The 25,374-nt window shown below is 73.0% G+C and carries 29 protein-coding genes; 10 read left to right on the forward strand and 19 right to left on the reverse strand.

Annotated features, from left to right (window positions below; translation table 11 throughout):
• Positions 1–152: 152 nt before the first annotated feature.
• The 4 genes from AC07FT_RS00005 to hisI form a co-directional block, all read right to left on the reverse strand.
• Positions 153–407 carry an HGxxPAAW family protein gene (locus AC07FT_RS00005; protein ID WP_431773070.1) on the reverse strand — a complete coding sequence of 85 codons (255 nt, stop codon included), beginning with the start codon at positions 405–407 and terminating at the stop codon, positions 153–155.
• 118 nt (positions 408–525) lie between these two features.
• Positions 526–1,194, reverse strand: a complete 669-nt coding sequence (locus AC07FT_RS00010) for a TIGR02234 family membrane protein (protein WP_471195907.1) — start codon at positions 1,192–1,194, stop codon at positions 526–528.
• A gap of 156 nt (positions 1,195–1,350) precedes the next feature.
• Entirely contained in the window at positions 1,351–2,862 is a 1,512-nt protein-coding gene (locus AC07FT_RS00015; RefSeq protein WP_471195904.1) for an anthranilate synthase component I, read from the reverse strand.
• A gap of 38 nt (positions 2,863–2,900) precedes the next feature.
• Positions 2,901–3,266: a phosphoribosyl-AMP cyclohydrolase gene (hisI, locus tag AC07FT_RS00020; RefSeq protein ID WP_471195901.1), complete on the reverse strand. Its 366-nt coding sequence runs from the start codon at positions 3,264–3,266 to the stop codon at positions 2,901–2,903.
• A 220-nt stretch (positions 3,267–3,486) separates the two neighbouring features.
• On the opposite strand from hisI, the gene AC07FT_RS00025 reads away from it, so the two are divergent.
• From AC07FT_RS00025 to AC07FT_RS00040, 4 genes are all read left to right on the forward strand, one after another.
• Positions 3,487–4,443, forward strand: a complete 957-nt coding sequence (locus tag AC07FT_RS00025) for a hypothetical protein (protein ID WP_479172710.1) — start codon at positions 3,487–3,489, stop codon at positions 4,441–4,443.
• A 78-nt stretch (positions 4,444–4,521) separates the two neighbouring features.
• Entirely contained in the window at positions 4,522–5,154 is a 633-nt protein-coding gene (locus AC07FT_RS00030) for a TIGR03085 family metal-binding protein (RefSeq protein ID WP_479172712.1), read from the forward strand.
• Positions 5,155–5,159: 5 nt separating this feature from the next.
• Positions 5,160–5,417 carry a hypothetical protein gene (locus AC07FT_RS00035; protein ID WP_479172714.1) on the forward strand — a complete coding sequence of 86 codons (258 nt, stop codon included), beginning with the start codon at positions 5,160–5,162 and terminating at the stop codon, positions 5,415–5,417.
• Positions 5,417–5,983, forward strand: coding sequence for a GNAT family N-acetyltransferase (locus AC07FT_RS00040; protein ID WP_479172715.1), 567 nt, complete (start codon positions 5,417–5,419; stop codon positions 5,981–5,983). Before AC07FT_RS00035 ends, AC07FT_RS00040 begins: the two co-directional genes overlap by 1 nt.
• Here AC07FT_RS00040 and AC07FT_RS00045 read toward each other — a convergent pair.
• The gene (locus AC07FT_RS00045) at positions 5,956–6,792 is read right to left on the reverse strand and encodes an endo alpha-1,4 polygalactosaminidase (RefSeq protein ID WP_479172717.1); all 837 of its coding nucleotides are present in this window, start codon (positions 6,790–6,792) and stop codon (positions 5,956–5,958) included. The genes AC07FT_RS00040 and AC07FT_RS00045 overlap by 28 nt on opposite strands.
• A 228-nt stretch (positions 6,793–7,020) precedes the next feature.
• Between AC07FT_RS00045 and AC07FT_RS00050 the strand changes: the two genes are divergently transcribed.
• Complete coding sequence (locus tag AC07FT_RS00050) at positions 7,021–7,458, forward strand: HIT family protein (protein ID WP_479172719.1); 438 nt, start codon at positions 7,021–7,023, stop codon at positions 7,456–7,458.
• Between the two features lie 21 nt (positions 7,459–7,479).
• Here the strand turns inward: AC07FT_RS00050 and AC07FT_RS00055 are convergent, their stop codons facing one another.
• Positions 7,480–7,935 (reverse strand): hypothetical protein, encoded by a 456-nt coding sequence (locus tag AC07FT_RS00055; protein ID WP_479172720.1) that lies wholly within the window; start codon positions 7,933–7,935, stop codon positions 7,480–7,482.
• Between the two features lie 76 nt (positions 7,936–8,011).
• Here AC07FT_RS00055 and fxsT point away from each other — a divergent pair, with 76 nt between their 5' ends.
• The gene (gene fxsT / locus AC07FT_RS00060) at positions 8,012–10,876 is read left to right on the forward strand and encodes an FxSxx-COOH system tetratricopeptide repeat protein (RefSeq protein WP_479172722.1); all 2,865 of its coding nucleotides are present in this window, start codon (positions 8,012–8,014) and stop codon (positions 10,874–10,876) included.
• 4 nt (positions 10,877–10,880) lie between these two features.
• On the opposite strand, the gene hisF is transcribed toward fxsT, so the two are convergent.
• The 8 genes from hisF to hisD form a co-directional block, all read right to left on the reverse strand.
• Positions 10,881–11,669, reverse strand: coding sequence for an imidazole glycerol phosphate synthase subunit HisF (gene hisF / locus AC07FT_RS00065; protein ID WP_479172723.1), 789 nt, complete (start codon positions 11,667–11,669; stop codon positions 10,881–10,883).
• On the reverse strand, positions 11,666–12,076 hold the full coding sequence (locus tag AC07FT_RS00070) for a Rid family hydrolase (RefSeq protein ID WP_431773060.1): 411 nt from the start codon (positions 12,074–12,076) through the stop codon (positions 11,666–11,668). The genes hisF and AC07FT_RS00070 overlap by 4 nt, the downstream gene beginning before the upstream one ends.
• On the reverse strand, positions 12,073–12,804 hold the full coding sequence (gene priA / locus AC07FT_RS00075; protein WP_479172725.1) for a bifunctional 1-(5-phosphoribosyl)-5-((5-phosphoribosylamino)methylideneamino)imidazole-4-carboxamide isomerase/phosphoribosylanthranilate isomerase PriA: 732 nt from the start codon (positions 12,802–12,804) through the stop codon (positions 12,073–12,075). Before priA ends, AC07FT_RS00070 begins: the two co-directional genes overlap by 4 nt.
• 41 nt (positions 12,805–12,845) lie before the next feature.
• Entirely contained in the window at positions 12,846–13,493 is a 648-nt protein-coding gene (hisH, locus tag AC07FT_RS00080) for an imidazole glycerol phosphate synthase subunit HisH (protein WP_254743389.1), read from the reverse strand.
• Positions 13,484–13,648, reverse strand: a complete 165-nt coding sequence (locus AC07FT_RS00085; RefSeq protein ID WP_254743391.1) for a hypothetical protein — start codon at positions 13,646–13,648, stop codon at positions 13,484–13,486. Before AC07FT_RS00085 ends, hisH begins: the two co-directional genes overlap by 10 nt.
• Before the next feature lie 85 nt (positions 13,649–13,733).
• Positions 13,734–14,327, reverse strand: a complete 594-nt coding sequence (hisB, locus tag AC07FT_RS00090; protein WP_014059975.1) for an imidazoleglycerol-phosphate dehydratase HisB — start codon at positions 14,325–14,327, stop codon at positions 13,734–13,736.
• A complete protein-coding gene (locus AC07FT_RS00095; RefSeq protein ID WP_479172727.1) occupies positions 14,324–15,430 on the reverse strand; it encodes a histidinol-phosphate transaminase in 1,107 nt (368 codons plus the stop codon). Before AC07FT_RS00095 ends, hisB begins: the two co-directional genes overlap by 4 nt.
• Positions 15,427–16,752: a histidinol dehydrogenase gene (gene hisD / locus AC07FT_RS00100; RefSeq protein ID WP_479172728.1), complete on the reverse strand. Its 1,326-nt coding sequence runs from the start codon at positions 16,750–16,752 to the stop codon at positions 15,427–15,429. Before hisD ends, AC07FT_RS00095 begins: the two co-directional genes overlap by 4 nt.
• A gap of 155 nt (positions 16,753–16,907) precedes the next feature.
• Here hisD and AC07FT_RS00105 point away from each other — a divergent pair, with 155 nt between their 5' ends.
• The 3 genes from AC07FT_RS00105 to ybaK are packed head-to-tail and all read left to right on the forward strand — an operon-like array spanning position 16,908 to position 19,815.
• On the forward strand, positions 16,908–18,503 hold the full coding sequence (locus AC07FT_RS00105; protein WP_479172730.1) for an oxidoreductase: 1,596 nt from the start codon (positions 16,908–16,910) through the stop codon (positions 18,501–18,503).
• A gap of 34 nt (positions 18,504–18,537) precedes the next feature.
• On the forward strand, positions 18,538–19,278 hold the full coding sequence (locus tag AC07FT_RS00110; RefSeq protein ID WP_431773055.1) for an LON peptidase substrate-binding domain-containing protein: 741 nt from the start codon (positions 18,538–18,540) through the stop codon (positions 19,276–19,278).
• Positions 19,279–19,311: 33 nt separating this feature from the next.
• A complete protein-coding gene (gene ybaK / locus AC07FT_RS00115; RefSeq protein ID WP_254743032.1) occupies positions 19,312–19,815 on the forward strand; it encodes a Cys-tRNA(Pro) deacylase in 504 nt (167 codons plus the stop codon).
• A 35-nt stretch (positions 19,816–19,850) separates the two neighbouring features.
• Here ybaK and AC07FT_RS00120 read toward each other — a convergent pair whose 3' ends face one another.
• The 5 genes from AC07FT_RS00120 to AC07FT_RS00140 form a co-directional block, all read right to left on the reverse strand.
• Positions 19,851–20,519: an ABC transporter permease gene (locus AC07FT_RS00120; protein ID WP_479172733.1), complete on the reverse strand. Its 669-nt coding sequence runs from the start codon at positions 20,517–20,519 to the stop codon at positions 19,851–19,853.
• Between the two features lie 59 nt (positions 20,520–20,578).
• Entirely contained in the window at positions 20,579–21,436 is an 858-nt protein-coding gene (locus AC07FT_RS00125; RefSeq protein ID WP_479172735.1) for an ABC transporter permease, read from the reverse strand.
• Positions 21,437–21,512: 76 nt separating this feature from the next.
• Positions 21,513–22,535, reverse strand: coding sequence for an ABC transporter ATP-binding protein (locus AC07FT_RS00130; RefSeq protein WP_479172736.1), 1,023 nt, complete (start codon positions 22,533–22,535; stop codon positions 21,513–21,515).
• 109 nt (positions 22,536–22,644) lie between these two features.
• Positions 22,645–23,442 (reverse strand): IPT/TIG domain-containing protein, encoded by a 798-nt coding sequence (locus tag AC07FT_RS00135; protein ID WP_479172738.1) that lies wholly within the window; start codon positions 23,440–23,442, stop codon positions 22,645–22,647.
• Positions 23,443–23,593: 151 nt separating this feature from the next.
• Positions 23,594–24,898 (reverse strand): NYN domain-containing protein, encoded by a 1,305-nt coding sequence (locus tag AC07FT_RS00140; RefSeq protein WP_479172740.1) that lies wholly within the window; start codon positions 24,896–24,898, stop codon positions 23,594–23,596.
• 288 nt (positions 24,899–25,186) lie between these two features.
• Between AC07FT_RS00140 and AC07FT_RS00145 the strand changes: the two genes are divergently transcribed.
• Positions 25,187–25,360 (forward strand): hypothetical protein, encoded by a 174-nt coding sequence (locus AC07FT_RS00145; protein ID WP_479172741.1) that lies wholly within the window; start codon positions 25,187–25,189, stop codon positions 25,358–25,360.
• Positions 25,361–25,374 lie beyond the last annotated feature (14 nt).

The following is a 25,374-nucleotide window of genomic DNA, read 5'->3' on the forward strand; positions in this document are numbered from 1 at the left end:
TTCCTCTAAGCATTCGCCTCCGCCCGCGGCCAGACCCCCCACAACCCTTGCACCCCCGCCAAGACGGACCCCTTCCCCCCCCCCCCCCCACCCCACCCCCCCCACCCCCCCCCCCCCCCCCCCCCCCCCCCCCCCGCGCCCGGCGTCATGTCCTACTGCTGGGTCTGCGCCTCGGGGCGGGGCCGCGGGGCCGGACGGGCCGGGGCCAGGGCGGCCTTCGGCATGCCGAGCCCGGCCGCGCGCATCGCGGCACCGACCACACCACCGAGGACGACGATGACCATGCCCGCCCAGAAGCCGACCGGATTGGCCAGCACGGTGAAGGCACCGGAGACGCAGAAGCCGATGAAGGCGATGGTGACACCGGTCCAGGCGGCCGGGGTGTGTCCGTGGTTGTGACCCGCCATGAATACTCCTCGTAGCTGTACTGCGCCTGGTCCGGGCGCCCGGGGGCGAACGCTCCCAGGCCATTGTCCCCGACGCGCGAAGTTGCCTTGAGCGGGGGTGCCGCTGGACGCGCCCCGCTCACGCCCCCTGTCGGGCGGTGGGGTCCTCGCCCCGGTCCAGCGCCTTCCACAGCTCCTCGGGACGGTCCGGATCGGGCGCCGTGCGGGCGCCGCGGCGGCTCCGGGCGCGCCCTTCGGTGCCGGAGCGCTCGTACCGCCCCGCCATCGCGGGCCAGTGGCGGCCGTAGCCGAGCGCGAGCACCCCCGCGAGCAGCAGCAGCACCCCGCCGACCAGGGCCACCCAGGGCCAGGGGGTGTACGCCACATCGTGGATGGCGCTGTCGGTGAGGCCGGTGGCCTTGGACGCCTTCTCCTCCAGCGCCGCCTTGTCGGACGCGCCGAGCGCCGAGGCGACGACGATGCCCGCGCCGGTGAGGGCGAGCAGTCCGGAGACGACGACCCGGCCGGCCCGGCGCACGGCGAAGACGGCGACCAGCGCGGCCAGACCGACGACCGCGAGCGCGCCCGGCAGTCCGGTGATGTCATCACCGTTGGCGCGCTGGGGCAGGGTGCCCTGGGCGACCATGGCGGTGCCCTCGGCCCAGGTACGGCTGGTGGCCAGCAGGACGAGTGCGGCACCGAGCGCCCCGGCGAGCAGGGCGACGGCGAGGCTGGTCCGGCGGCCGCGCGGGACGGAGGCGGAGGGCTCGTTCTCGGCCCGGGGCTGGGGTACGGCTGCTGCGCTCACGCGTACCACTATCCCCCACGCGCCGCGGCAGCCGGGTCCCGGGTATGCGGGATGACCCGTTCCGCACCGATACGCCCGGCGACGGCCGGGGGGACTCCCCGGGTCGCGCGGGTCACGCCCGGGGTCGGGTGGGGCTCCGGCGGGGTGCCGCCGGGGTCAGCGGCCGAGCCGGTTGGCCGAGTGCACCGCCCGCAGCACCGCCGCCGCCTTGTTGCGGCACTCCGCGTCCTCGGCCGCCGGATCGGAGTCGGCCACCACACCCGCGCCCGCCTGGACGTATGCCGTGCCGTCACGCAGCAGGGCGGTCCGGATGGCGATGGCGGTGTCGGAGTCGCCCGCGAAGTCGAGGTAGCCGACACAGCCGCCGTACAGCCCGCGGCGGCTGGGCTCCAGCTCCTCGATGATCTGGAGGGCGCGCGGTTTGGGGGCGCCGGAGAGGGTGCCCGCGGGGAAGCACGCGGTGAGCACGTCGAAGGCGGTGCGGCCGTCGGCGAGGGCGCCGGTGACGGTGGAGACGATGTGCATCACATGGCTGTAGCGCTCGATCGACATGAAGTCGACGACCTCGACGCTGCCCGGCCGGCACACCCGGCCCAGGTCGTTGCGGCCGAGGTCGACCAGCATCAGGTGCTCGGCCCGCTCCTTGGGGTCGGCGAGCAGTTCCTCACCGAGCGCCGCGTCCTCCTGCGGGGTGGCGCCGCGGGGGCGGGTCCCGGCGATGGGGTGCACCATCGCCCGGCCGTCCTCCACCTTGACCAGGGCCTCCGGACTGGAGCCCACCACATCGAAGCCCTCGAACCGGAACAGGTACATGTAGGGGCTGGGGTTGGTGGCGCGCAGCACCCGGTAGACGTCGAGGGCCGAGGCCGTACAGGGCGTCTCGAACCGCTGCGAGGGGACGACCTGGAACGCCTCGCCCGCGCGGATGCGCTCCTTGATGTCGTCGACCGCCACCCGGTAGTCCTCGCCGCCCCACAGCGCGGTGTACTCCGGGAGTTCGGAGGCGGGCAGCGCGGTGGGGTCGGTGGCCATCGGGCGGACCAGGTCGGCGGCCATCGCGTCGAGCCGCGCCACGGCGTCCGCGTACGCCTCGTCCACCCCGGTGTCGAGGTCGTTGTGGTTGATCGCGTTGGCGATCAGCAGCACGGTGCCGTCCCAGTGGTCGAGCACCGCGAGGTCCGAGGTGAGCAGCATGGTCAGCTCGGGCAGCCGCAGATCGTCGCGGCCGTGCTCGCCGACCTTCTCCAGACGGCGGACCACGTCGTAGCCGAGGTAGCCGACCATGCCGCCGGTGAACGGCGGGAGGTGGACCAGTCCACCGAGGTCACGCGGGGTGTGCAGGGCCTCGACCGTGGCGCGCAGCGCCTGGAGCGGATCGCCCTCGGTGGGGACGCCGACGGGCGGGGTGCCCAGCCAGTGGGTGCGCCCGTCGCGTTCGGTGAGGGTGGCGGCGCTGCGGACGCCGATGAAGGAGTACCGGGACCAGGAGCGGCCGTTCTCGGCGGACTCGAGGAGGAAGGTGCCGGGGCGCTCGGCGGCCAGTTTGCGGTAGAGGCCCACGGGGGTGTCACCGTCCGCCAGCAGCCTTCGGCTGACGGGGATGACGCGGCGGTCGGCCGCCAGCTTGCGGAAGGTCTCGAGATCCATCGTGGCAGCGTCCTGGGTCATGGCTGAGGAGCCTAGTGGGGGCGGGGGCCGGGGCCCGGTTACCGGCCGAGCGGGAGGACGTCGGCGTCGAAGCAGGTGCGGTCGCCGGTGTGGCAGGCGGCCCCGACCTGGTCGACCTTGACCAGGACGGTGTCGGCGTCGCAGTCGAGCGCGACGGACTTGACCAGCTGGACGTGGCCGGAGGTGTCGCCCTTGACCCAGTACTCCTGGCGGCTGCGGCTCCAGTAGGTGCAGCGGCCGGTGGTGAGGGTGCGGTGCAGCGCCTCGTCGTCCATCCAGCCGAGCATCAGCACCTCGCCGGTGTCGTACTGCTGGGCGATGGCGGGGACGAGCCCGTCGGCGCCGCGCTTGAGGCGGGCGGCGAGGGCCGGGTCGAGGGCGGAGGGGCGGTCGGAGCCGGTCATGTGACCATTCTGCACGGCCGGGCGGGTGGTCCCGCGAACGGTCTCATGTGGTGATCACCCGGGGCGGGGGCCGGAACGGCGGCGACGGCCGCCCCGGCGGTCGGGCGGCGGTCGGGCGGCGGTCGGGCGGCGGTCGGGCGGCGGTCGGGCGGCGCACCGTATGGCCGGTATCGCCGGGGCCGATGGCCGGGATGTCGGTGGGATGGGGCATGCTTCGGACATGACGTTTCCGCCGCCGAACGACGCCAACCGGCCGGGAAACGGCGGGGGGTTCGGTCCGCCGCCGCAGGATCCGCAGCGGCCGGCGCCACCACAGCAGGCACCGCCTCAGCAGCAGCCGCAGGGCTTCGGCCCGCCACCGCCGCCGTCCGGACCGTCCGGTCCGCCCGCGCTGCCGCAGGGCGGCGGGTTCGGCGCGTTCGGCCCGCCCTCGGCGCCGTCCGGCGGTCCGCTGCCCGGCGGTTTCCCGCCCGGTTCGCTCCCGCCCGGCTCCCTGCCGCCCGCTCCGCCGCGCGGCTCGGGCGCCAAGGTCGCGGCGATCGTCGTGGCGTCGGTGGTGGCCGTGGCGGTGGTCGCCGGCGCGATCGCCCTCGGCTCCGGGGGTGACGACGACGACGGCGAGCGGGCAGCGGCCGACGAGACCCCGCACGCCTCCGCCTCCCACAGCACCGCGCCGTCCCCGTCCGCCTCGCCCTCCGTCCCCTCGGGCACGGAGGACCCCGGCCAGGGCGCGCCGTTCGACGATGTGCCCGAGGGCGATCCGGACTCCGGGACCTCGCCGTCGGCCTCGGCGTCCGGCGACCCCGGTGCGCGGGTGCCGTACGTGGCGCTCAAACCGGGCACCTGCTTCGACCACCCCGCGATGGACAGCAGCGTCACCAAGATCGAGAAGCGGCGCTGCTCGGGCGCGCACGACGGCGAGGTGATCGCCAACGAGACGCTGACCGGCAAGTTCTCCTCCGAGAGGGCGATCCAGAAGAAGGCCCTCGCGCTGTGCGCGGTGGATGCCAGGGCCCGGCTGAAGAAGATCCCCAACGACGGGCGGAATTACTACTACTACGCGCTCTACCCGGCGCTGGCCACCTATTCCGTCCAGGGCGAGGACACGGTCTCCTGCGCGCTGACGCTCAGCTCGGGCCTGGACGGCACCAAGCTGCGCAAGCCGCTCCCCCGGTAGGCACGGCGCCCGCGGGCCCGGCGCGCCGTCCGGCCGTTGGCGTGGCGGGGCCCGGACCGCGGCCGTAGGGTGGGCGTTATGTCCACTCACGCCCAGCGCGAACGTCTGCTCCTCGCCGACCTCTTGGAGAGCGCGGGCCCCGACGCCCCGACCCTGTGCGAGGGCTGGACCACCCATGATCTGGCGGCCCACCTCGTGGTCCGGGAGCGCCGTGCGGACGCGGCCGGCGGTCTGGTGATCAAGCCGCTGGCCGCGCGGCTGGCCCGGGTGCAGGCCGAGTTCGCGGCCAAGCCGTACGGGGAGCTGCTCCAGCTCTTCCGCTCCGGTCCGCCGCGGATGTCGCCGTTCGCGCTCAAGCAGGTGGACGAGGCGGCCAACAGTCTCGAGTTCTATGTGCACGCCGAGGACGTCCGCAGGGCCCGGCCGGAGTGGGAGCCGCGCGAGGTGGACCCGGTCTTCGCCGACGCCCTGTGGTCCCGGCTCGAGCGCGCCGCCCGGATGTTCGGCCGCAAGTCCCCCGTGGGCCTGGTGCTGCGCCGCCCCGACGGCCGTACGGCGGTGGCACACCGCGGCACCCCGGTGGCCACGGTCACCGGTGAACCGGGTGAGCTGGCGCTGTTCCTGTACGGGCGTCAGGGCGCGGCCCGGGTCGAGCTCGACGGTGACAAGGCGGCCGTGGAGACGGCCCGGTCCGCCCCGCTGGGCATCTGAGCCCGGTGCTCCGGAGCTACCGGAACCACAACGTCCACTACCATCCGGCCGGACGGCCGGCTGTCGTCGGCCCGGCCGCCAAACGCACCCCGCCGGACAGCATCATCAGCGGCGCCGGGGTCCATGACCCCGACGGCCTGCCCCGCCGGACGCCCGTGATGAGCTGGGGCCAGGTCCGCCGGGAGGGCCGCCGTCCGCTGCCCGGCTGCCGCTTCCGGCGCCATGTCCTGTGGCGCTGTTCGCTGGTGTGGGAGAAGCCCTGATGATGTCGTCCTCCGAACGCCCCTGCCCCTGGCCGGTCTCCCTGACCACCGAGCGGCTGCTGCTGCGCCCGATCGAGCCCGCCGACGTCCCCGCCGTGTCCCGGCTGTGGACCGACCCCGAGGTGCGCCGCCACCTCGGCGGCCCGGTGCCCCCGGAGACGGTCCGCGCCCGGGAACGGGGCTGTGTGGGCGTCTTCGGGGTGTTCTGCGTGGTGTCGCGGGCCGACGGGTCGGTGGTCGGCGCGGTGACGCTGGAGCCGGAGTCGCGCCACGGCGGCCGTACCGAGGTGTCGTATCAGCTGCTGCCCGAGCACTGGGGACACGGTTACGCCCGCGAGGCGGTGTCGGCCGCGCTCTCGTGGGCGTTCGGGGCGCTGTCGCCCGGACCCGGCGGCCGGCCCGAGGTCGTCGCCGTCACCCAGGAGGCCAACGCCCCCTCCCGGCGGCTCCTCGAGGCGCTGGGGATGCGACGGACCGAGACATTCACCGAGTTCGGCGCGGCGCAGGTGATGTACACCCTCAGCCGGGTTCCGGAGCGTCAGTCCCGGCAGGTCCCGCGCAGGTAGTCGCCGTCGCCACGGGGGGTGACGCCGATGTCCCGGCGTACGATGCTCAGCCGGTCGCCCCAGGCGGCACACCCCTTGGCAAGCCCCTTGGCGGTGTACTCGACGACGACCACATGGCGGCCGAACGCCTTCACGTAGCCGTCGCACTCGTCGTACGCGCCGCACTCCTCGACCACGGCGAAATCCAGCCCCGTCTCCTCGCGGCGGCCGGCGAGTTCGACGGTGTTCTTCTGGCCGATGGCCAGGCCCCGGGCGTGCGCGTGCGCGGCGAGCAGGGTGATGAAGGCGGTGGCGTCGGCCGCCGACAGCCTGCCGCCGGAACGGGTGTAACTGTCGTAGTTGTCCGGCTCCACTGCGTCGTAGCCCTTGTCCGCGCAGCCGTCGGTCCACCGGTTGACCCGGGCCGCGATCCGCTTGCGCTTGGCGGGGGTGCCGATGTCCAGGAGCGGTTCGTCCCAGTCCTTGTCCATCACCACGTCCCCGTCGTCATCGCGCAGCAGCAGCCCGGCGGGCCACTGACCGCCCTCGTCCGGCTGGGCCTGGAAGGCGTTGACGTAGCAGATGTTGTACAGGCCGTCCGCCGGATCGGCCGTGCGGTCGCGGCTGACGATCCGGACGCCCTTCGACGGGGGGTACGCACCGCCCAACTGGTAGTCGAATCCGGCGTGGACGGGAGGCAGCGACACCGAGGGGCGGTCCCCCGCCCCGGAACGGGACGGCCCGGCGGATCCGGACGGCCCGGCGGACGACGTACAGCCGGTCAGGGCCAGCAGGGCGGCGACGAGGGCGGTGCGACGGCGGACGGACATGGCGGACGCTCCAGCGTTCACGGGTAGCGGCCCCGCCTCGGACGCGGTCTCCGCGGCGTCCTGGCGACTGGGGCCGGGCTGGGGACGGTTCCCGTACCGGCTGGGCGCACCTCTGGGCTCCGGGCGGTCTCCCCGGGCCGACTGCCGCGATCCAAGCGCCCCCGGGAAGACCCCGTCAAGTCCGGCCCGTCCCGTACCGGGGCCCGGGGGGTGCGGGATGATCGCGTCATGTCCCCGAGCCCCGAGACCCCCGAGTGCGTCTTCTGCCGGATCGCGGAGGGGCTCGAACCCGCCCGCCTGGTCCACTCCGACGCCCGCACCCTCAGCTTCCTGCCGCTCCACCCCGCCGTGGACGGCCATGTCCTGGTGGTCCCGCGCCACCATGTGCGGGACGCCTGGGAGCTGGACGAGCCGACGAGCCTGGAGCTGACCCGCGCGGTGCGGCGGGTGGTCCGGGGTGTGCGGTCGGCCTACGCGCCGGAGGGGATGAACATCATCACCTCCGTGGGGGCGGTGGCCACGCAGAGCGTGATGCATCTGCACGTCCATGTCGTCCCGCGCGACGAAGGCGACCGGATGGGTCCGATCTGGCCGTCCCAGCGGACGGTGGCGCCCGCCGCGCTGGACGAGATGGCCGACCGGCTGCGCGGCGCCCTGACGTCCTGACACCGTGCCGCCCCGGCTGCCTCAGGCGAGCAGGACCGCGACCAGCACGGCGAGATGGGCGACGCCGACCCCGCCGTAGAACAGCGCCAGGGTGACCGAGCGGATGGCGCTCCACCACCGCACCCCCGCCGCGTGGGGGCGCGGGTCCATGGCGAAGGGTTCCACCCCTCCCCCGCCCGGTGTGCGAACACGGTCGTAGAGCGCGCGGAACAGCCTTTCCTGCCAGAGGAAGTAGCCGTCCAGCAGCCAGAACGCCACCAGCGGCACGAAGGCCGTCACCGCCACCGACACCCGTGAGCCCTCGGCGGCGAACGCCAGCAGTCCGGCGGCCAGGGTCAGGCACCAGCCCTTGACGAGGAAGGAGTTGTTGCCGAGCCGGGTGATCACGGCCTGGATGAACTCCAGGTGGGTTATCTGTTCCTGAGGGAGCGTCGGACGGGGCGTGAGCAACGGTTGCGGTTCCGCTTCGCTTGTCACCGGCGTGAGTGTAATGGCCTTCCGCTGGCCATACTGGAGTGCGGAAAGACAGGGTGCGGGGGGACAGGTGGAGACGGTGTCGGACGCTCCGGAGAAGGTTGACTTCTTCATCAGCTACGCCGGGGTGGAGCGGGCCTGGGCCGAGTGGGTGGCCTGGCACCTCCAGCAGCACGGCTTCAGCGTGGAGTTCGACCATCAGCACTGGCGGGCCGGGGACAACACCACGGTGCGGATGAGCGACGCGCTCACCCGCGCCGACCGTTTCCTCGCGCTGCTGTCGCCCTCGTACTTCGAGCGCCGCCGCTACACCTGGGACGAGTGGACCGCCGCCTTCGACGACCGGGAGCGGCCGCCGCGCGGCTTCGTCCCGCTGCACGTGGCCGCGCTGGAGAAGAGCCAGATCCCGGCGCTGCTCCGGCCCATCAAGGCGGGGATCCTGCACGGGAAGGGCGAGGAGGAGGCGCTGGCGGAGCTGTTGCACGCGGTCGGCGGACCCCAGGCGCCGACCGTCCGGCCGGAGTTCCCCGAGGCGGTGGCCACCGCCGGGGCCGAGGACCGCCCGGCGAACGCCCCCCGGCTGCCCGAGGACCGGCCCGCCGCGTGGAACGTCCCGCAGCGACTGCCGCTGTTCACCGGGCGGGACGAGGTGCTCGACCGGATCCGCACCGTGTTCCGGCTCTCCTCCGGGACCCGGGTGCAGGCGCTGCACGGTATGGGCGGTGTCGGCAAGACCCAGACGGCGGCCGAGTACTGCTACCGCTTCGCCTCCCAGTACGACGTGGTGTGGTGGCTCGACGCCCAGACGACGGTCACGCTGGACAGCCAGCTCGCGGATCTCGCCCACGCCCTCGGCACCCTGCCCGCCACGATGCCGGTCGGGGACGCCGCGCAGAGCGCCCGTCAGTATCTGCGCACCAACGGCCGCTGGCTGCTCGTCCTCGACAACGCGGAGGATCCGGAGACCTTCCGGAGCCTGCTGCCGGACGGGGACGGCCATGTGCTGATCACCTCGCGCGACCCCGGCTGGCACAGCCTCGCGGCCCCGGTGGACCTCGGCCTCTTCGCGCGGGAGGAGTCCCGGGCCCTGCTGGCCGGGTACGTACCGCAGTTACCGGAGGGCGAGGCGGACCGGCTGGCCGAATCCCTGGGCGATCTGCCGCTGGCGCTGGCCCAGGCGGGCGGTCTCATCGCCACCTCCGGGTTCTCGGTGGACACCTATCTGAAGGACCTGACGGCCACCAGCCGGCTGCTCGACCGCAGCGCACCCATCACGTACCAGCACAAGACCCTCGGCGCCGCGGTGCGCCTGTCCTCCGAACACCTCGCCCGCACCGACCCGGTGGCCTCGGAGATCCTCCGTGTCTGCGCCTTCCTCGCCCCGGAGCCGATCCCGCTGGACGCCTGGGTCACCAAGACCGGCGTCACCCTGCCGCCGCCCCTGGACCGCGTGGCCGGCGACCCGGTGGCCGTCGCCGACGCGATCACCGAGATGGTCAGACTGGGCCTGGTCCGCCCCCAGCAGGGCGGGTTGACGATCCACCGGCTGACGGCGGCCATCCTGCGGGACCATCCCGATCCCGAGAACGCCACCGACGCCCATACCCGCGCGAAGGACCTCATCACCGGTGTGCGGCCGGACGACGAGGGACGGGACCCCGAGACCCGGCAGGAGTGGGCCGGGATCCTGCCCCATGTGCTGGCGCTGAGCGAGGCGTGGACCCAGGACGAGGCCATGCGGCGGCTCTCCCTGGACGCCACCCGCTATCTGCTGGTGCGGGGAACGACGACGGCGGCCCTCGACACCAGCCGGGAGTTGCACCGGCGGTGGTCGGCGCCCATCGGCGAGAGCCATCCCGACGTCCTGTCCGCCGCCACCATGCTCACCGACAGCCTCAACAGCCACGGCAGCTACCGGGAAGCCCTCACTCTCATCGAGGGCGCGGTCGAACTGAGCCGGGCGGCACTCGGTGAGGACCACAAGGAGACCCTGGCCGCCCAGACCGCCCTCGCGACGACGCTGACCAACCTCGGTCAGTACCGCAGGGCCCAGTCGATCGAGGAAGAGACCCTGGAGCGCTGCCGGGCCACCCTCGGCGAGACCCACCGTGACACGCTCACCTCGGGCAACAACCTCGCCGTCACCTTGAGCTACCTCGGCCGGTACCACGAGGCCCGCGCCCTGAAGGAGGAGGTCCTCCGGCTTCAGCGCGGAACCCTGGGACCCAGCCATCCGGACACCCTCACCAGCGCCGCCAACCTCGCCAGCACACTCAATGACCTCGGCCGGCACACCGATGCCCGTACGCTGATCGAGGACACCCTCGGCCGCTGCCGCGCGACCCTGGGCGATGACCACAGCAAGACCCTCTTCACCACCCAGCACCTCGCCGCGGTCCTGGCCTCCCTCGGCCAGCACCACAAGGCGCTCGAGCTCCAGCAGGAGGTGCTCGACCGCCAGCGCAAGACACTGGGAGAGGAACACCCCTCCACCCTCACCAGCGCGTCGAACCTCGCGGCGACGCTGAGCGACCTCGGCCGGATGACCCAGGCCCGGGTCCTGCTCCAGGAGACCCTCGTCCGGAGCCGCACCACGCTGGGCATCGATCACCCCAGGACGCTCCAGCCCGCCCACACCCTGGCCACCTGCCTGGGCCGCCTCGGCCAGTACGTGCAGGCCCGTGCCCTGCTCCAGGAGACGCGCGACCGGTGCCGGGTCACCCTCGGCGAGGACCACCCCCACACCCTCACCGCGGGCGCGAACCTGGCCATGACGCTGAACGCGCTCGGACGGCGCAAGGAGGCCAAAGCCCTGACCCAGCGGACCCTGGAGGGGTTCCGCAGGACCCTGGGCGAGGAGCATCCGCAGACCGTCGCGCTCGCCCAGGAACTGGCGGGCTACAAGAAGGTGTTCGGCAAGCGGAAGAGGAAGCCCCGCCGCTGATCCCTCATCGCACCGGGTGGCCCGCCCCGCGCAGTGCGTCCTTCACCTCGCTGATCCGCAGATCGCCGAAGTGGAAGACCGACGCGGCCAGCACCGCGTCCGCGCCCGCCGCGACGGCCGGGGGGAAGTGGGCCAGCTCGCCCGCGCCGCCGCTGGCGATGACCGGGATGGCGACGTGCTTGCGGACCGCCTCGATCATGGCGGTGTCGTAGCCGTCCTTGGTGCCGTCGGCGTCCATGGAGTTCAGCAGGATCTCACCCGCGCCCAGTTCGGCCGCGCGGTGGGCCCATTCGACGGCGTCGATACCGGTGCCGCGGCGGCCGCCGTGGGTGGTGACCTCGTAGCCGGACGGGGTGACCGCGGGTGGTTCACCATCGGCGCCGGGCACACAGCGGCGGGCGTCGACCGAGAGGACCAGGACCTGGCTGCCGAACCGTTCGGCGATCTCACGGATCAGCTCGGGGCGGGCGATGGCGGCGGTGTTGACGCCGATCTTGTCCGCTCCGGCGCGCAGCAGCTTGTCGACGTCCTCGGTGGTGCGGACGCCGCCGCCGACCGTGAGCGGGATGAAGACCTGCTCGGCGGTGCGGCGGACGACGTCATAGGTGGTCTCGCGGTTGCCGGAGGAGGCGGTGATGTCGAGGAACGTCAGCTCGTCCGCGCCCTCCTCGCCGTAGACCTTGGCCATTTCGACCGGATCGCCCGCGTCGCGCAGGTTCTGGAAGTTGACCCCCTTGACGACCCGGCCGTTGTCGACGTCCAGGCAGGGGATGACTCGGACCGCGAGGGTCATGGCTGTCGGGCTCCTCGGAATGCTTCCAGTTCGACTTCGACCAGGACGCGCGAGTCGACGAAGCCGGAGACCACGACGAGGGTCGCGGCCGGGCGCACGGCGTCGAACAGCTCCTTGTGGGCACGGCCCACCTCGTCCACGTCCCGGGCGTGCGTGATGAACATCCGGGTGCGGATGACGGATTCGACGCCCAGGTCGAACGGGGACAGCGCGTCCAGGGCGTGGCGGAAGGCGGCCATCGTCTGCTGGTACGGGTCGCCCTCGCCCTCCAGGACGCCGCGGTCGGCCAGCGGCATCGTCCCGCTGACGACCACCAGGTCACCGGCTTGCACAGCCCGTGCGAAGCCGATGGTCTCCTCCCACGGACTGTCGGTCTGAACCCGTCGTGCGATCTCGGGTGAGGTCATGCGGATACCGCCTCCAACGCCTCTTCCAGGGTGAACGCCTTGGCGTAGAGCGCCTTCCCGACGATGGCACCCTCGACGCCTTCCGGTACCAGAGTCGCAAGGGCGCGCAGGTCGTCGAGGGAGGAAACGCCGCCGGAGGCGACGACCGGCTTGTCCGTCGCCGCGCAGACATTGCGCAGCAGGTCCAGGTTGGGGCCCTGGAGGGTGCCGTCCTTGGCGATGTCGGTGACGACGTAGCGGGCGCAGCCCTCGGAGTCCAGCCGCGCCAGGGTCTCGTACAGATCGCCGCCGTCCCGGGTCCAGCCGCGGCCGCGCAGGGTGGTGCCGCGTACGTCGAGGCCGACGGCGATGCGGTCGCCGTGCTCGGCGATGACCTTGGCGACCCACTCGGGGGTCTCCAGCGCCGCGGTGCCCAGGTTGACGCGGGTGCAGCCGGTGGCGAGCGCGGCGGCCAGCGAGGCGTCGTCGCGGATACCGCCGGACAGCTCGACCTTCAGCTCCATGGCCGCGGCGACCTCGGCGATCACCCCGCGGTTGTCACCGGTGCCGAAGGCCGCGTCGAGGTCCACCAGGTGCAGCCACTCGGCACCCGCCGCCTGCCAGGCGAGGGCGGCCTCCAGCGGGTCGCCGTACGACGTCTCGGAGCCGGACTCGCCGTGCACGAGACGGACGGCCTGGCCGTCCCGGACGTCGACGGCGGGGAGGAGTTCGAGGCGGTGCGTTGGCATGCGGGAACCTTACGGTGAGTAGCTGGGCTGATGCGGGCCGGTCAGAGCGTGTCGAGCCAGTTGCGGAGCAGCCGCGCCCCGGCGTCGCCGGACTTCTCGGGGTGGAACTGGGTGGCCCACAGCGGGCCGTTCTCCACGGCGGCGACGAACGGCTCGCCGTGGGTGGTCCAGGCGACCTTGGGGGCGGGCATGGCCGGGTTGGCCACCTCCAGCTCCCAGGTGCGGACCGCGTAGGAGTGGACGAAGTAGAAGCGCTCGTCCGCGCCGACGCCGTCGAACAGCCGGGAGTCGGCCGGAGCCTTGACCGTGTTCCATCCCATGTGGGGGACGACGGGCGCGTGCAGCCGCTCGACGGTGCCGGGCCACTCGTCCAGGCCCTCGGCCTCGACACCGTGCTCGATACCGCGTTCGAACAGCACCTGCATACCGACGCAGATACCCATCACGGGACGGCCGCCGGAGAGGCGGCGGCCCACGATCCAGTCGCCGCGGGCCCCGCGCAGCCCCTTCATACAGGCGGCGAAGGCGCCGACACCGGGGACCAGCAGACCGTCGGCGGTCATGGCCTTGTCGTAGTCACCGGTGATCTCGACATCGGCGCCGACATGGGCGAGGGCGCGCTCGGCGGAGCGGACGTTGCCGAAGCCGTAGTCGAGGACGACGACCTTCGGAGCCGTGCTCAATTCCAGACCTCCAGCCGCATGACGCCCGCCACCAGGGCCATCGAGGCGCCCAGGCTGAGCAGCACGATCACACCCTTGGGCAGCCCCTGCTTCACGAAGGAGACCACCCCGCCCAGCAGGAAGAGTCCCAGGACGATGAACGCCGTGGACGTCCCGTTCACCGCATCTCTCCGTTCGCTTCTCCGCCCGCGCGGCGACCGTGCGGGTCGAGTACGGCCGACAGCCCGGCGGCCGCGCGTACGTCGCTCACAGCGCGCCCTTCGTCGAGGGGAGAATCCCGGCAGCCCGCGGGTCGCGCTCGCTCGCGTAGCGCAGCGCCCGTGCCAGGGCCTTGAACTGGCACTCCACGATGTGGTGCGCGTTGCGCCCGTACGGCACATGGACGTGCAGGGCGATCTGCGCCTGCGCCACGAACGACTCCAGTATGTGGCGCGTCATCGTGGTGTCGTAGGTGCCGATCATCGGCGCGATGTTCTCCGGCTCGGTGTGCACCAGGTACGGGCGGCCGGAGAGGTCGACGGTCACCTGGGCCAGGGACTCGTCGAGCGGCACCGTGCAGTTGCCGAACCGGTAGATGCCCACCTTGTCGCCGAGCGCCTGCTTGAACGCGGCACCCAGCGCGAGGGCGGTGTCCTCGATGGTGTGGTGGGTGTCGATGTGCAGGTCGCCCTCGGTCTTGACCGTGAGGTCGAAGAGGCCGTGGCGGCCGAGCTGGTCGAGCATATGGTCGTAGAAGCCGACACCGGTCGATACGTCGACCTGTCCGGTGCCGTCGAGATCGATCTCGACGACGACCGAGGTCTCCTTGGTGGTGCGCTCCACGCGTCCCACGCGGGTCATGCGCTCTTCTCCTTCATCAGCTCGCGTACCGCGTCGAGGAACGCGTCGTTCTCGGTGGGAGTGCCCGCGGTGACCCGCAGCCATCCCGGTACGCCGTTGTCACGGACCAGAACCCCCCGGTCCAGCAGTTCCCGCCACGCCGCGTGCGCGTCCTCGAAACGGCCGAACTGCACGAAGTTGGCGTCCGAGTCGGTCACCTCGCAGCCGATGCTGCGCAGCTCGCTCACCAGCCGGTCGCGCTCGGCCTTGAGCGCCTCGACGTACCCCAGCAGCGTATCGGTGTGCTCCAGGGCGGCCAGCGCGGTGGCCTGGGTGACCGCGGACAGGTGGTACGGCAGCCGGACGAGCTGGACGGCGTCGACCACGGCCGGGTGCGCGGCGAGGTAGCCGAGCCGCAGCCCGGCGGCGCCGAACGCCTTGGACATGGTCCGGGAGAGGATCAGCCGCGGACGGCCCTCGATCAGCGACAGCAGCGAGGGGTGGTGGCTGAACTCCCCGTACGCCTCGTCGACCACGACGACCGAGGGCCCGGCGGCCTGCGCCGCCTCGTACAGCGCCAGCACCGTGTCCGCGTCGACGGCGGTCCCGGTGGGGTTGTTGGGGGAGGTGATGAACACGACGTGCGGCCGGTGCATGGCGATGGCCGCGCGGGCGGCGTCCACATCGATGGTGAAGTCCGCGTTCCGCGGGCCGGAGATCCAGCCGGTGCCGGTGGAGCGGGAGATCAGCGCGTGCATCGAGTACGAGGGCTCGAAGCCCATCGCGGTCCGCCCGGGGCCGCCGAAGGTCTGGAGGAGCTGCTGGAGCACCTCGTTGGAGCCGTTGGCCGCCCAGACGTTGGCCACACCGACCTCGTGCCCGGCGGTGCGGGTCAGGTAGCGGGCCAGTTCGGTGCGGAGCTCGACCGCGTCCCGGTCCGGGTAGCGGTTGAGGTCGCGGGCCGCCTCGGCGACCCGCTCGGCGATCCGGGCCACCAGGGGCTCCGGCAGCGGATACGGGTTCTCGTTGGTGTTCAGCCGTACGGGCACATCGAGCTGGGGAGCTCCGTACGGGGACTTGCCACGGAGCTCTTCCCGGATCGGGAGATCGTCAATGCCGGTCACTTGCTCGGTGGCACCTTCCAGTCGAACCTTGCCTTCACCGCGGCGCCGTGGGCGGGCAGGTCCTCCGCCTCGGCGAGCGTCACCACATGGCCCGCGACCTCGGCCAGCGCCTCGCGGGTGTAGTCCACCACGTGGATGCCGCGCAGGAAGGACTGCACGGACAGCCCCGAGGAGTGGCAGGCGCAGCCGCCGGTGGGCAGTACGTGGTTGGAGCCCGCGGCGTAGTCGCCGAGGGAGACGGGGGCGTACGCGCCGACGAAGACCGCCCCGGCGTTCCGCACCCGGGCGGCGACCGCCGCCGCGTCCTCGGTCTGGATCTCCAGGTGCTCGGCCGCGTACGCGTCCACCACGGCCAGGCCCTGCTCGATCCCGTCGACCAGCACGATGCCGGACTGGCGGCCGGAGAGCGCCGGGCGGATGCGGTCCTCGACATGCCGGGTGGCCGCGATCTGGACCTCGAGCTCCTTCTCGACCGCGGTGGCCAGCTCCTCGGAGTCGGTGACCAGCACCGAGGCGGCCAGCGGGTCGTGCTCGGCCTGGCTGATGAGGTCCGCGGCGACGTGCGCCGGGTCGGCGGTGGCGTCGGCCAGGATGGCGATCTCGGTGGGCCCGGCCTCGGCGTCGATCCCGATCCGGCCCTTGAGCAGGCGCTTGGCGGCGGCGACCCAGATGTTCCCCGGTCCGGTCACCATCGCGACCGGACGGCACTCCTCGGTGCCGTAGGCGAACATGGCCACCGCCTGGGCGCCCCCGGCCGCGTAGACCTCGTCCACGCCGAGCAGGGCGCAGGCCGCCAGGATCGTGGGGTGCGGCAGTCCGCCGAACCCGCTCTGCGGCGGGGAGGTGACGGCCATCGAGCCGACCCCGGCCTCCTGCGCGGGCACCACGTTCATCACCACGGAGGAGGGGTAGACCGAGCGGCCGCCGGGGACGTACAGCCCGACCCGCTCGACCGGCACCCAGCGCTCGGTGACGGTCCCGCCGGGCACCACCTGGGTGGTGTGGTCGGTGCGCCGCTGGGCGCGGTGGACCAGCCGGGCGCGCCGGATGGACTCCTCCAGGGCGGCCCGCACGGCCGGGTCCAGCCCGGCGAGGGCGCTCTCCAGGGCCTCGGCGGGCACCCGCACCCGGTCGAGGGCCACACCGTCGAACCGCGCCGCGTAGTCGATCAGCGCCGCGGTGCCGCGATGCCGTACGTCCTCGCAGATCGGGCGCACCTTCTCCAGGGCGGCCTCGACATCGAGCTCGGCACGGGGCAGCAGGTCACGGTCGATGCCGCCCTCGGGGAGGGCGGCGCCGCGCAGATCGATACGGGAGATCACGCGATCAATTGTCTCAGACCCGATACGGCCGCCCTCCCCCCGTATCAGTCAGTGATACGGACGGCCTAAGTTGACCCTGACCGTTGGCGTTCAACCGGTTACTCAGCGGGAATGTGGTCCGTACGGGGATACGGAGAACAGGAGGGGACACGGCTGTGACCGAGCCGCACGATGGCGATCCGCCCCCGGGTCTCGATCTGACCACCGCCGAATGGGGCATGTGGCAGGCCTTCCGCAACGGCAGCACCCACGATCTGCGGACCTCCCACCCCCAGCGGAACGATCCCTCCGGCCCCTACGCCTGGGGCCCCGAGCGCAGTGTGCGGGCCCGGGTGGTGGCGCTGCTGCTGCTGGACGGACCGCCCGCCCAGCCGGGCCGGGTCGCGGCGCTGAAGCTGAACGGGGTGCACATCACCGGCACCCTGGACCTGGCCGGCGGTGTGATCAACCCGTATGTCGAGCTGAAGAACTGCCGCTTCGAGCGGGAGGTGCTGCTCCCCGAATCGCATTTCGCCACCCTGCGCCTGGTGGGCTGCGCGCTCCCCCGGCTGGAGGCGGCCCGGCTGCGCACCGAGGGCGATCTGCATCTGCCCCGGTGTGTCGTGGAGCACGGCATCCGGCTCACCGACGCCCACATAGGCACCGACTTACTCCTCAACCAGCTCATCGTGCGCCGGGACCGCCGCGGCATGTCGATCAGCGCCGACGGGCTGACCGTCGCCCAGGACTTCCAGGCCGACATGATCGAGTCGTACGGGGAGCTGAGCCTGCGCGGGGCGCAGGTGGGCGTGTCGCTCAGTCTGCGCGGCTCCCGGCTGCGCAATCCCTACGGCCGGCGGGCGCTGAACGCGCCGCAGCTGACCGTCGAGCGCAGCCTCTATCTGACCGGCGGCGGGATATCCGCCTACGGCCCCGGCTCCACCCCGGCCTACGGCACCACCGACACCCCGACCCGCGGCACCCGGATCCAGCGCTTCGAGTGCGAGGGCGGTATCCGTCTGGACGACGGGCGGATCGGTGACGCCATCGACTTCGACCAGGCCCGTTTCATCCTGGAGAACGACCAGGAGCTGTCGCTGCGCCGGGTGCAGACCCCGGAGCTGCGGTTCGTCGGGGAGCGTCCGCAGCGCGGCCGGGTGATCCTCTCCGGCGCCCGGGTGGTCAACCTCGTCGACAAATCGGTGAGCTGGCCCGGCCCCGGCGGACTGACCATGGCGGGCTTCTCCTACGAGAACCTGATCCCGCGCGGCCACTTCCCGCTCACCCGGCGGCTGGAGTGGGTGGCCGCCGCGACCCCGGAGTACGCGCCCGAGCCGTACGAGATGCTGGCCAACTCGATGCGGGCCAGCGGGGAGGACGCGGACGCGCGCGAGGTGCTGCTCGCCAAGCAGCGCCGCCGCCGGGAGACGCTGCCGCTGGCCGGGAAGCTGTGGGGCTACCTCCAGGACTGGACGGTGGCCTACGGCTACCGCCCCGGCCGGGCGGCGGTGTGGATGGCGGTGCTGTGGGCGGTGGGTTCGGTGTTCTTCGCGCATAACCGCCCCGAGGCGCTGAAGGCCGGGGAATCCCCGCACTGGAACGCCTCGCTGTACACGCTCGACCTGCTGATCCCGGTGGTCAATCTGGGCCAGGACGGCTACTGGAATCCCGGCGGTGCGCTGCAGTGGGCGGCCATCGTGATGATCCTGCTGGGGTGGGTGCTGGCGACCACGGTCGCCGCCGGCGCCTCCCGGCTACTGCGCCGCCAGTGAAGTGGAACGCGCGGGGCCATTAGGCTTACGCCCCGTGACCTCCGCGCGCCTTCCGCTCTTCCCGCTGAACACGGTGCTGTTCCCTGGGCTCGTCATGCCCCTGAACGTCTTCGAACAGCGGTACCGCTCCCTGATGCGCGACCTGTCGGCGCTTCCGGAGGACGCGCCGCGCCGGTTCGGCGTGGTCGCGATCCGGGACGGCCACGAGGTCGCGCCCAGCGCGCTCGGGCTCCCGGAGACCGTGACGCTGCCCGACCGCGGGCCCGCCTCGGGCTTCGGCCCCGACCCGGTGAAGTCGTTCTACCCGGTCGGCTGTGTCGCGGACGCGGCCACCATCCGGGAGCAGGAGGACGGCACCTTCGAGGTGCTGGCCACCGGTACCACCCGGTTCGAACTGCTCTCGGTGGACTCCTCGGGCCCGTATCTGACCGCCGAGGTCAACGAGCTGGAGGAGGAACAGGGCGACGGCGCCGGGGCGCTGGCCTCCGGGGTGGTGCGCGCGTTCCGCACCTATCAGAAGCGGCTCGCGGGGGCGCGGGAACGCACCCTGGCCGCCGAACAGGACCTGCCGGGCGAGCCGTCCGTGCTCTCGTACCTGGTCGCGGCCGCGGCCGTCCTCGACACCCCGGCCAAACAGCGGCTGCTCCAGGCGCCGGACACCGCCAGCAGGCTGGCCGAGGAGCTGAAACTCCTTCGCGCCGAGAGCGCGGTCATCGGTAAGCTCCCGTCGCTTCCGGCGGTCGATCTGACCCGCCGCCCGACCAGCCCCAACTGAACGCGCGCGAGATTGCGGGAGACCACGGGAGACATGGCCAAGAAATCCAGGAAGAACTCCGCCGGAACCCCGGCGACCACCGCGCTCACCGCGGCGGGCACCCCGTTCACCCTGCACTCCTACACCCATGACCCGGCGGCCCCGTCCTACGGCGAGGAGGCCGCGCAGGCGCTCGGGGTGGAGCCGGGCCGGGTCTTCAAGACCCTCATCGCCAGTGTGGACGACCGGCTGACCGTGGCGATCGTGCCGGTCTCCGCGTCACTGGACCTCAAGGCCCTGGCGACGGCGGTCGGCGGCAAACGCGCGGTGATGGCGGATCCGGCGGCGGCGGAGCGCACCACGGGCTATGTCCGCGGCGGGATCTCCCCGCTCGGCCAGCGCAAGCGGCTGCCCACGGCCCTGGACGCCTCGGCGGCCGGACATCCGACGGTATGCGTCTCGGCGGGCCGCCGCGGTCTGGAGGTCGAGCTGTCCCCCACCGATCTGGCGGCGCTCACCGAGGCCGTGGTGGCCCCGATCGCGCGTCACGACGGATAGGACCGGGCGTCCGGACGGGCGCGGGAGAGGCCGGATCAGGCGCGGTGGAGGCCCGCGGCCGGCAGCGGCTCGGGGTCGCGCGGGCCGAACAGCCCGGTCAGCGTCAGGTGCACCACCATCGCCGCGACCGACCAGGACAGCAGGGCGCCCTTGGCGCGCAGCTTCAGCGGTCCGTCGAAGGCGACCCCCTTGCCGGCCTCCTTGGCGTGCGCGGCGATGTCCGCGCTGGGGCCCAGCCACACCCCCAGCCGCCAGGCGATCACCGAGGCGAGCACCCCGCCCACGGCCAGTCCGATGACCAGCGCGATCCCGCCGTGCCGGAAGAGCAGGAAGACCACGAGCGCCGAGAGGGCGCCGAAGCCCAGGGCGAGCAGCACGAACATCCCGTCCGCGCCGATGGCGTCCTCCGCCTCGGAGTTCTTCAGGTAGACAGCGTTGTCCCCGGCCCAGACCAGCGGCACCCGCGGTGCCAGCCACAGCCACAGCAGGCCCAGCAGCACCCCTGACACCGCCACCGCGATGGCGACCAGCGACGCCTGCACCATCTCCGCCCGCAGCTCGGGCCCCGGCTCGGACGGGTCGCCGTGCTCGGTGTAGGCGGAGGGATCAGGGTGTTCGGGGTGGTGCGGTTGTCCTGAGTGATGCGCCTCGGCGGACTCGTCGTGCGGCGAAGGCTGATCTTGTGGCGTCAACGGTGCGGTCACCCCGTCATCGTGCCAGGCGGACGGCGTACTTCGGTCGGCGGGAGGTCCGCTGCGGCGCGTCACCGCACGGCCGCCCGACGGTAGGCCCAGGTCGCGGCGGCGAGCGACACCACGGCCACCCCGGCACACACCCCGAGGTCGGCACCGATGGCCAGCCAGTCGGGCTGGGCGTCGAAGGACCGCGCCAGGGCCTCCACACCGTACGTCGACGGCAGCAGATCCCGCGCGTACGACACCACTTCCGGCATCCGCTCGGCGGGCAGCACTCCCAGCAGCAGCGCCGCCGACATGCCCAACTGCCCGCAGAGGGTGGCCAGTTCCTGACGCGGGGCGAGCAGTCCCAGGGCCGCGCCGAGTCCGGCGAGTGCCGCGCCGGAGAGCGGGATCACCGCGGCGAGGATCCACAGGTGCGCCATCGGGAGCTGGAAGAGCACACTGCCCACCACGGCGGTGACGGCCGTCCCCGGCACGGTGAACGAGGCGTACGCGGCGGCCGCGCCGAGCACCACCGCGGAGGGCGGCACCGGAAGGGTGGCGTAGTGATCGAGCCCGCCGCTCGCCCGGAGCTGCCCGAAGTACTGGGCCAGCAGGTTGAGCGCCACGAACGCCACGACCAGCACACTGGACCCGGCGACCACCGAGCGGGCCTCCGCGCCGCCGTCCACCACCCCGCGCATCAGGACCATGATCCCGACGGACTGGAAGGTCGCCACGAACAGCAGCGGGATCCGGGCCACCCGGGCCCGGCTGAGCTGGGCCCGGTAGACCGCGACGAGGGCGGGGAACAGCCGCGCGCCGGCCGCCAGCGGGGCGGGCACATCGGCGCCACCGGCCTCACCGGCCGGCGCGGCGGCCTTCGCCGGGGCGCTTCCCCCGGTGATGCCGGACGGCATGGCCTGCGCGGGCACGACACTCACGTTGTGCTGCTCCTCTTCACCGATGACGGCTTCGGTCGCCTCACGGACTTCACTACGGACACGGTCACGGTTGCGTTCACGCCTTCACCAGCCCCTGCGTCCCCTCCGCACGGCCGCCCAGCGCGAGGTACACATCCTCCAGGCTGGGGGTGGCGAGAGTGAAATCGTCCAGCGCCGCGAAGGCGGGGCCGCCGGTCACGGTGGCGATGGCGGTGCGCGCCGCGTCCGGGGCGAGCCGCAGGGTCCAGCGGCGCCCGGAGACCGCGTGGGCGGACTCCCGCAGCGCGGCGATCCCGGGGACGTCCAGCGGCGGCTCGGCGCGCCAGACCAGCTCCACCCGCACCTCGTCGGCGACCATCGCCTTCAGCCCGGCGGGGGTGTCACAGGCGATCACCCGGCCGCGGTCCATCACCGCGACCCGGTCGAGCACGGTCTCGGCCTCGATGACGTTGTGGGTGACGAGCAGCACCGTCACACCGCGCTCGGCGCGCCGACGGTCCACGGCGGCCCACACCGCCCGCCGGGCGACCGGGTCCATCCCGGTGGTGGGCTCGTCCAGCACCAGCAGCGGACGCTCCCCCACCAGGGCGGCGGCCACACACGCCAGCCGCCGCTGCCCGCCGGAGAGCTTCTTCAGGGCGCGTCCGGACAGCTCGCCGAGGCCCAGTTCCTCGATCACCGCGTCCCGCTCGGCGCGGGCCGCGCGGGCGTCGAGGCCGCGCAGCCGCGCCGTGGTCTCGGTGGCCAGGGCGACGGTGAGCTCGTCCAGCGCGGTGGAGTCCTGGCCCAGATAGCCCAGCAGCCGGGCGGCGCGCTCGGGGTGGCGGACCAGATCGTGGCCGAGCACCCGGACGGTGCCCTCGTCGGGCCGCAGCAGTCCGGTGAGCTGGCGGACCAGGGTGGACTTCCCGGCGCCGTTGGGTCCCAGCAGCCCGAAGACCTCACCGCGCGCCACGTCCAGGTCGATGCCGTCGCTGGCACGCACCGCCGGAGTGGCGGGGGTGCCGCGGCGTGCGCGCGCGGCGGGATAGGTCTTGACCAGGCCGCGCACGGTGCACACCACATCGCCACTCGTCGCCTGTTTCGCGCCCGTCCTCACGAGCTATGAGGGTACGCGCCCAAACACCCGCTCCCGCCCTCGGGTCCCCTCACCGGACGGTCCGGGCCGGCCCCGCCGGTGTCCCCGGGCGCCGCCGCGCGCCGCACGCTCAGAGGATGAGGGTGACGGAGGGCGGTGAGGAGGTGTCCGTCCCGCCGGGGGTGGTGACGAGGACCTGGTACGTGCCCAGTGAGAGGGGGACCACGGCCAGGATCTGGGTCGCGGAGACATTGCTGAAGAGGGTCGGGGTCGAGGTGATCCCATTGGTGAAGACCACCGAGGTGGTGCCGGCCAGACAGGTGCCGGTGATGGTCACGTTCCGCCCCAGCACCTGGAGCGCCGGGGTGGCGGAGACCGCGTCGGGGACGGCGTAGTACGTGTACTGGCCGTCGTCCGACGGCGCGCTGGTGCCGCCCAGGGAGGCGACGGTGACGTCCACGGTGTCGGTGCAGCCGGTGATGGGGTCCGTATGGGCGGGAGCGGTGACCGTCATGGCGGTGTCCGTCGGGGGCGGGAAGGTGCCGGTGGCGGCGCCCACCGAGCCGAAGGTGACCCCCGTCGCGGTCAGGAAGCCCTCGCCGAACAGGGTCACGGTGGTCGCTCCGGCCGGTCCCGCGACACTGCTGAGACCGGTGACCACCGGCTGGGGGACGAGGAAGAACGGCAACGCGTTACTGGTGGCGTTGTTCCCCGCGGTCACGCTGACCGCGTGCTGCCCCGCGCACAGGGCCGGGACGACGGCGGTGACCGTACCGGGGGCCACGCTGGTGGGGGTGACCGCCCTGCGGCCGATGTTCACCCGGGTGGTGCCGCCGAGACCGGACCCGGTGAGGGTGAGGGCGTCCCCGGCCTTGCCGCGGTTGCTGCCGGTGGCCACGTCGACCAGTGAGGTGAGAGTCGCCGCCATGACCGTCCTCCGTCGGGTGCCCGCCCGGCCACCGCGCCGGGCCGGGCCGGTGAAGCCGATTACAGCAGTCGGGTGAACGCGGCGGCAGGCGTGTACGACGGTCTCCGGAAGGGGGCGGAACGTCCCGGCGCGGGCCGGTTCCCCGCACCGCCTAATCGGGCGCCGGTGCGTGCTCGGCGGCCGTCCGGACGTCGATCTCGCGCCAGAACCCGGCGCGGATCGCATAGCGGTCGTGCTCGTCGATCTGGTCGTCCTTGTGGGCGAGCAGACCGAAGCGGGCGGCGTACCGCAGCAGTTCGCCGTCGATGCGGTGCGGGATGCGCGGATACTCGGTGGACAGCTGTGGGAGGTGGCCGGGTTCGGAGAGCCGCTCGATCCAGCGGCGGGCGAAGACCTGGCCGACCTCGAAGGGGTCGCCGGAGACGGTGGTGATGTCCTCCTCGCGGTCGGCCCAGCGCTGCTCGGCACTGGTGAGCTGGGCCAGCATCGGGAGGTTGGCGGTCTCCGGCGGCTCGCCCACCCCGGTGCCCGGGCCCCGGTCGATATAGCCCCGGTCGGAGGACCAGCGCAAGGTGGCGCTGGGGACGGGGTGCTGGGCCGCGGAACCGGCGTGGGCCCGGCCGAGCCCCGCGAGGTCCTTGGGAGTGGGCACGCCCTTGGCCGTGCCCGTCGTCCCGTCGGCGGCCGTACCGGACCCGGCGGCGGCCGCCGCGCTCCCGCCACCGTCCGTCGCGCCACGGGTGACCACACCCGCGCCGGGGCGGGCGGTGCCGTTGCGCCTGGAGGGGGCGTCGGTGCCGGATCCGGCCGCCGCCGCGGCGGCGGCCGCCGTCTCGGGCAGCGGGGCGGACAGGATGGCGGCGATCTCCGGACGCGGCGCCGAGGTGGGGGCGCAGGTGCCGGGGGGCTCCTTGGCGCGGACCGCCCCGGTGATCCAGGCGCGGTCCAGCACCCGCCGCTCATCGGCCTCGGCGACCAGGTCCTCGGACTGGTTGTAGTCGCCGTCCGCGGCCTGGACGGCCCACAGATGGACGGCGACCCCGTGCTCCTTGGCCGACATCAGCCCGGGCAGCAGATCGCCGTCCCCGGTGACCAGCACGATGTCGGAGCAGGCGCGGTTGCGGGCGAGTTCGGTGAGTTCGGCGTGCATGGCGGCGTCCACGCCCTTCTGCGCCCAGCGCCCGTCGCTGCGGGTCAGAGCGCCGAGCCGGACGGTCACCCGGGGCATCACCCGCAGTCGGCGGTGCTCGGGCTGGGGTACGCGGTCGGGGGCGCCGTCGAACCAGTAGATACGCAGCAGAGGGCGCTCGGTCTCGGCCTCGGCGCGCTCCCGCAGCCCCTGGATGAGGGTCGCGTGGTCGACGGAGATACGGGACCGGGCGGGTTCCCCGGCCAGCAGGCTCGCGGCGGCGCCCAGCAGATAGCCGGCGTCCACCAGGACGACGCAGCGGTCCACGTTCCACCCTCTTTCAGACAGTCCAGTCCTCGGTCGCCCCCGTACACAGCCGTGCCCCGGAAATTCAGTTGCGCTTTCTTTCGAGTCTGCCCGACCGTGCGGGGGTTATCAGTCCGAACTGGATCACCGGCGTGGCGGATACGGCCTACCCGCGAAGACCCCCCTTCTCACTCACGGTAATTGCCCGAAATGCACAGGTCCCTGAGACATGTCACTGTTCTTCCCGGAGGGCTTCCTCTCCGGAGGGCCCTTCACCGGGGGGCTGATTCCAACTGGAGGCACACCACCATGGGCAAGAACAAGAACCGCGATCGCAAGCAGCCGCAGGCGCGCCAGGACGGCGCCGTGGACCGCCCCGCCGAGCAGACGCAGACGTCCTCGCAGGAGGGGCAGGCGATGCGACCGGAGGGCGCCCCGGCGGCGGGCCGCAAGGACCGGCAGAAGAGTTTCGGCCACAACTGACCACCGCCTGAAAG

The sequence above is a fragment of the Streptomyces sp. NPDC045899 genome, assembly GCF_056431485.1.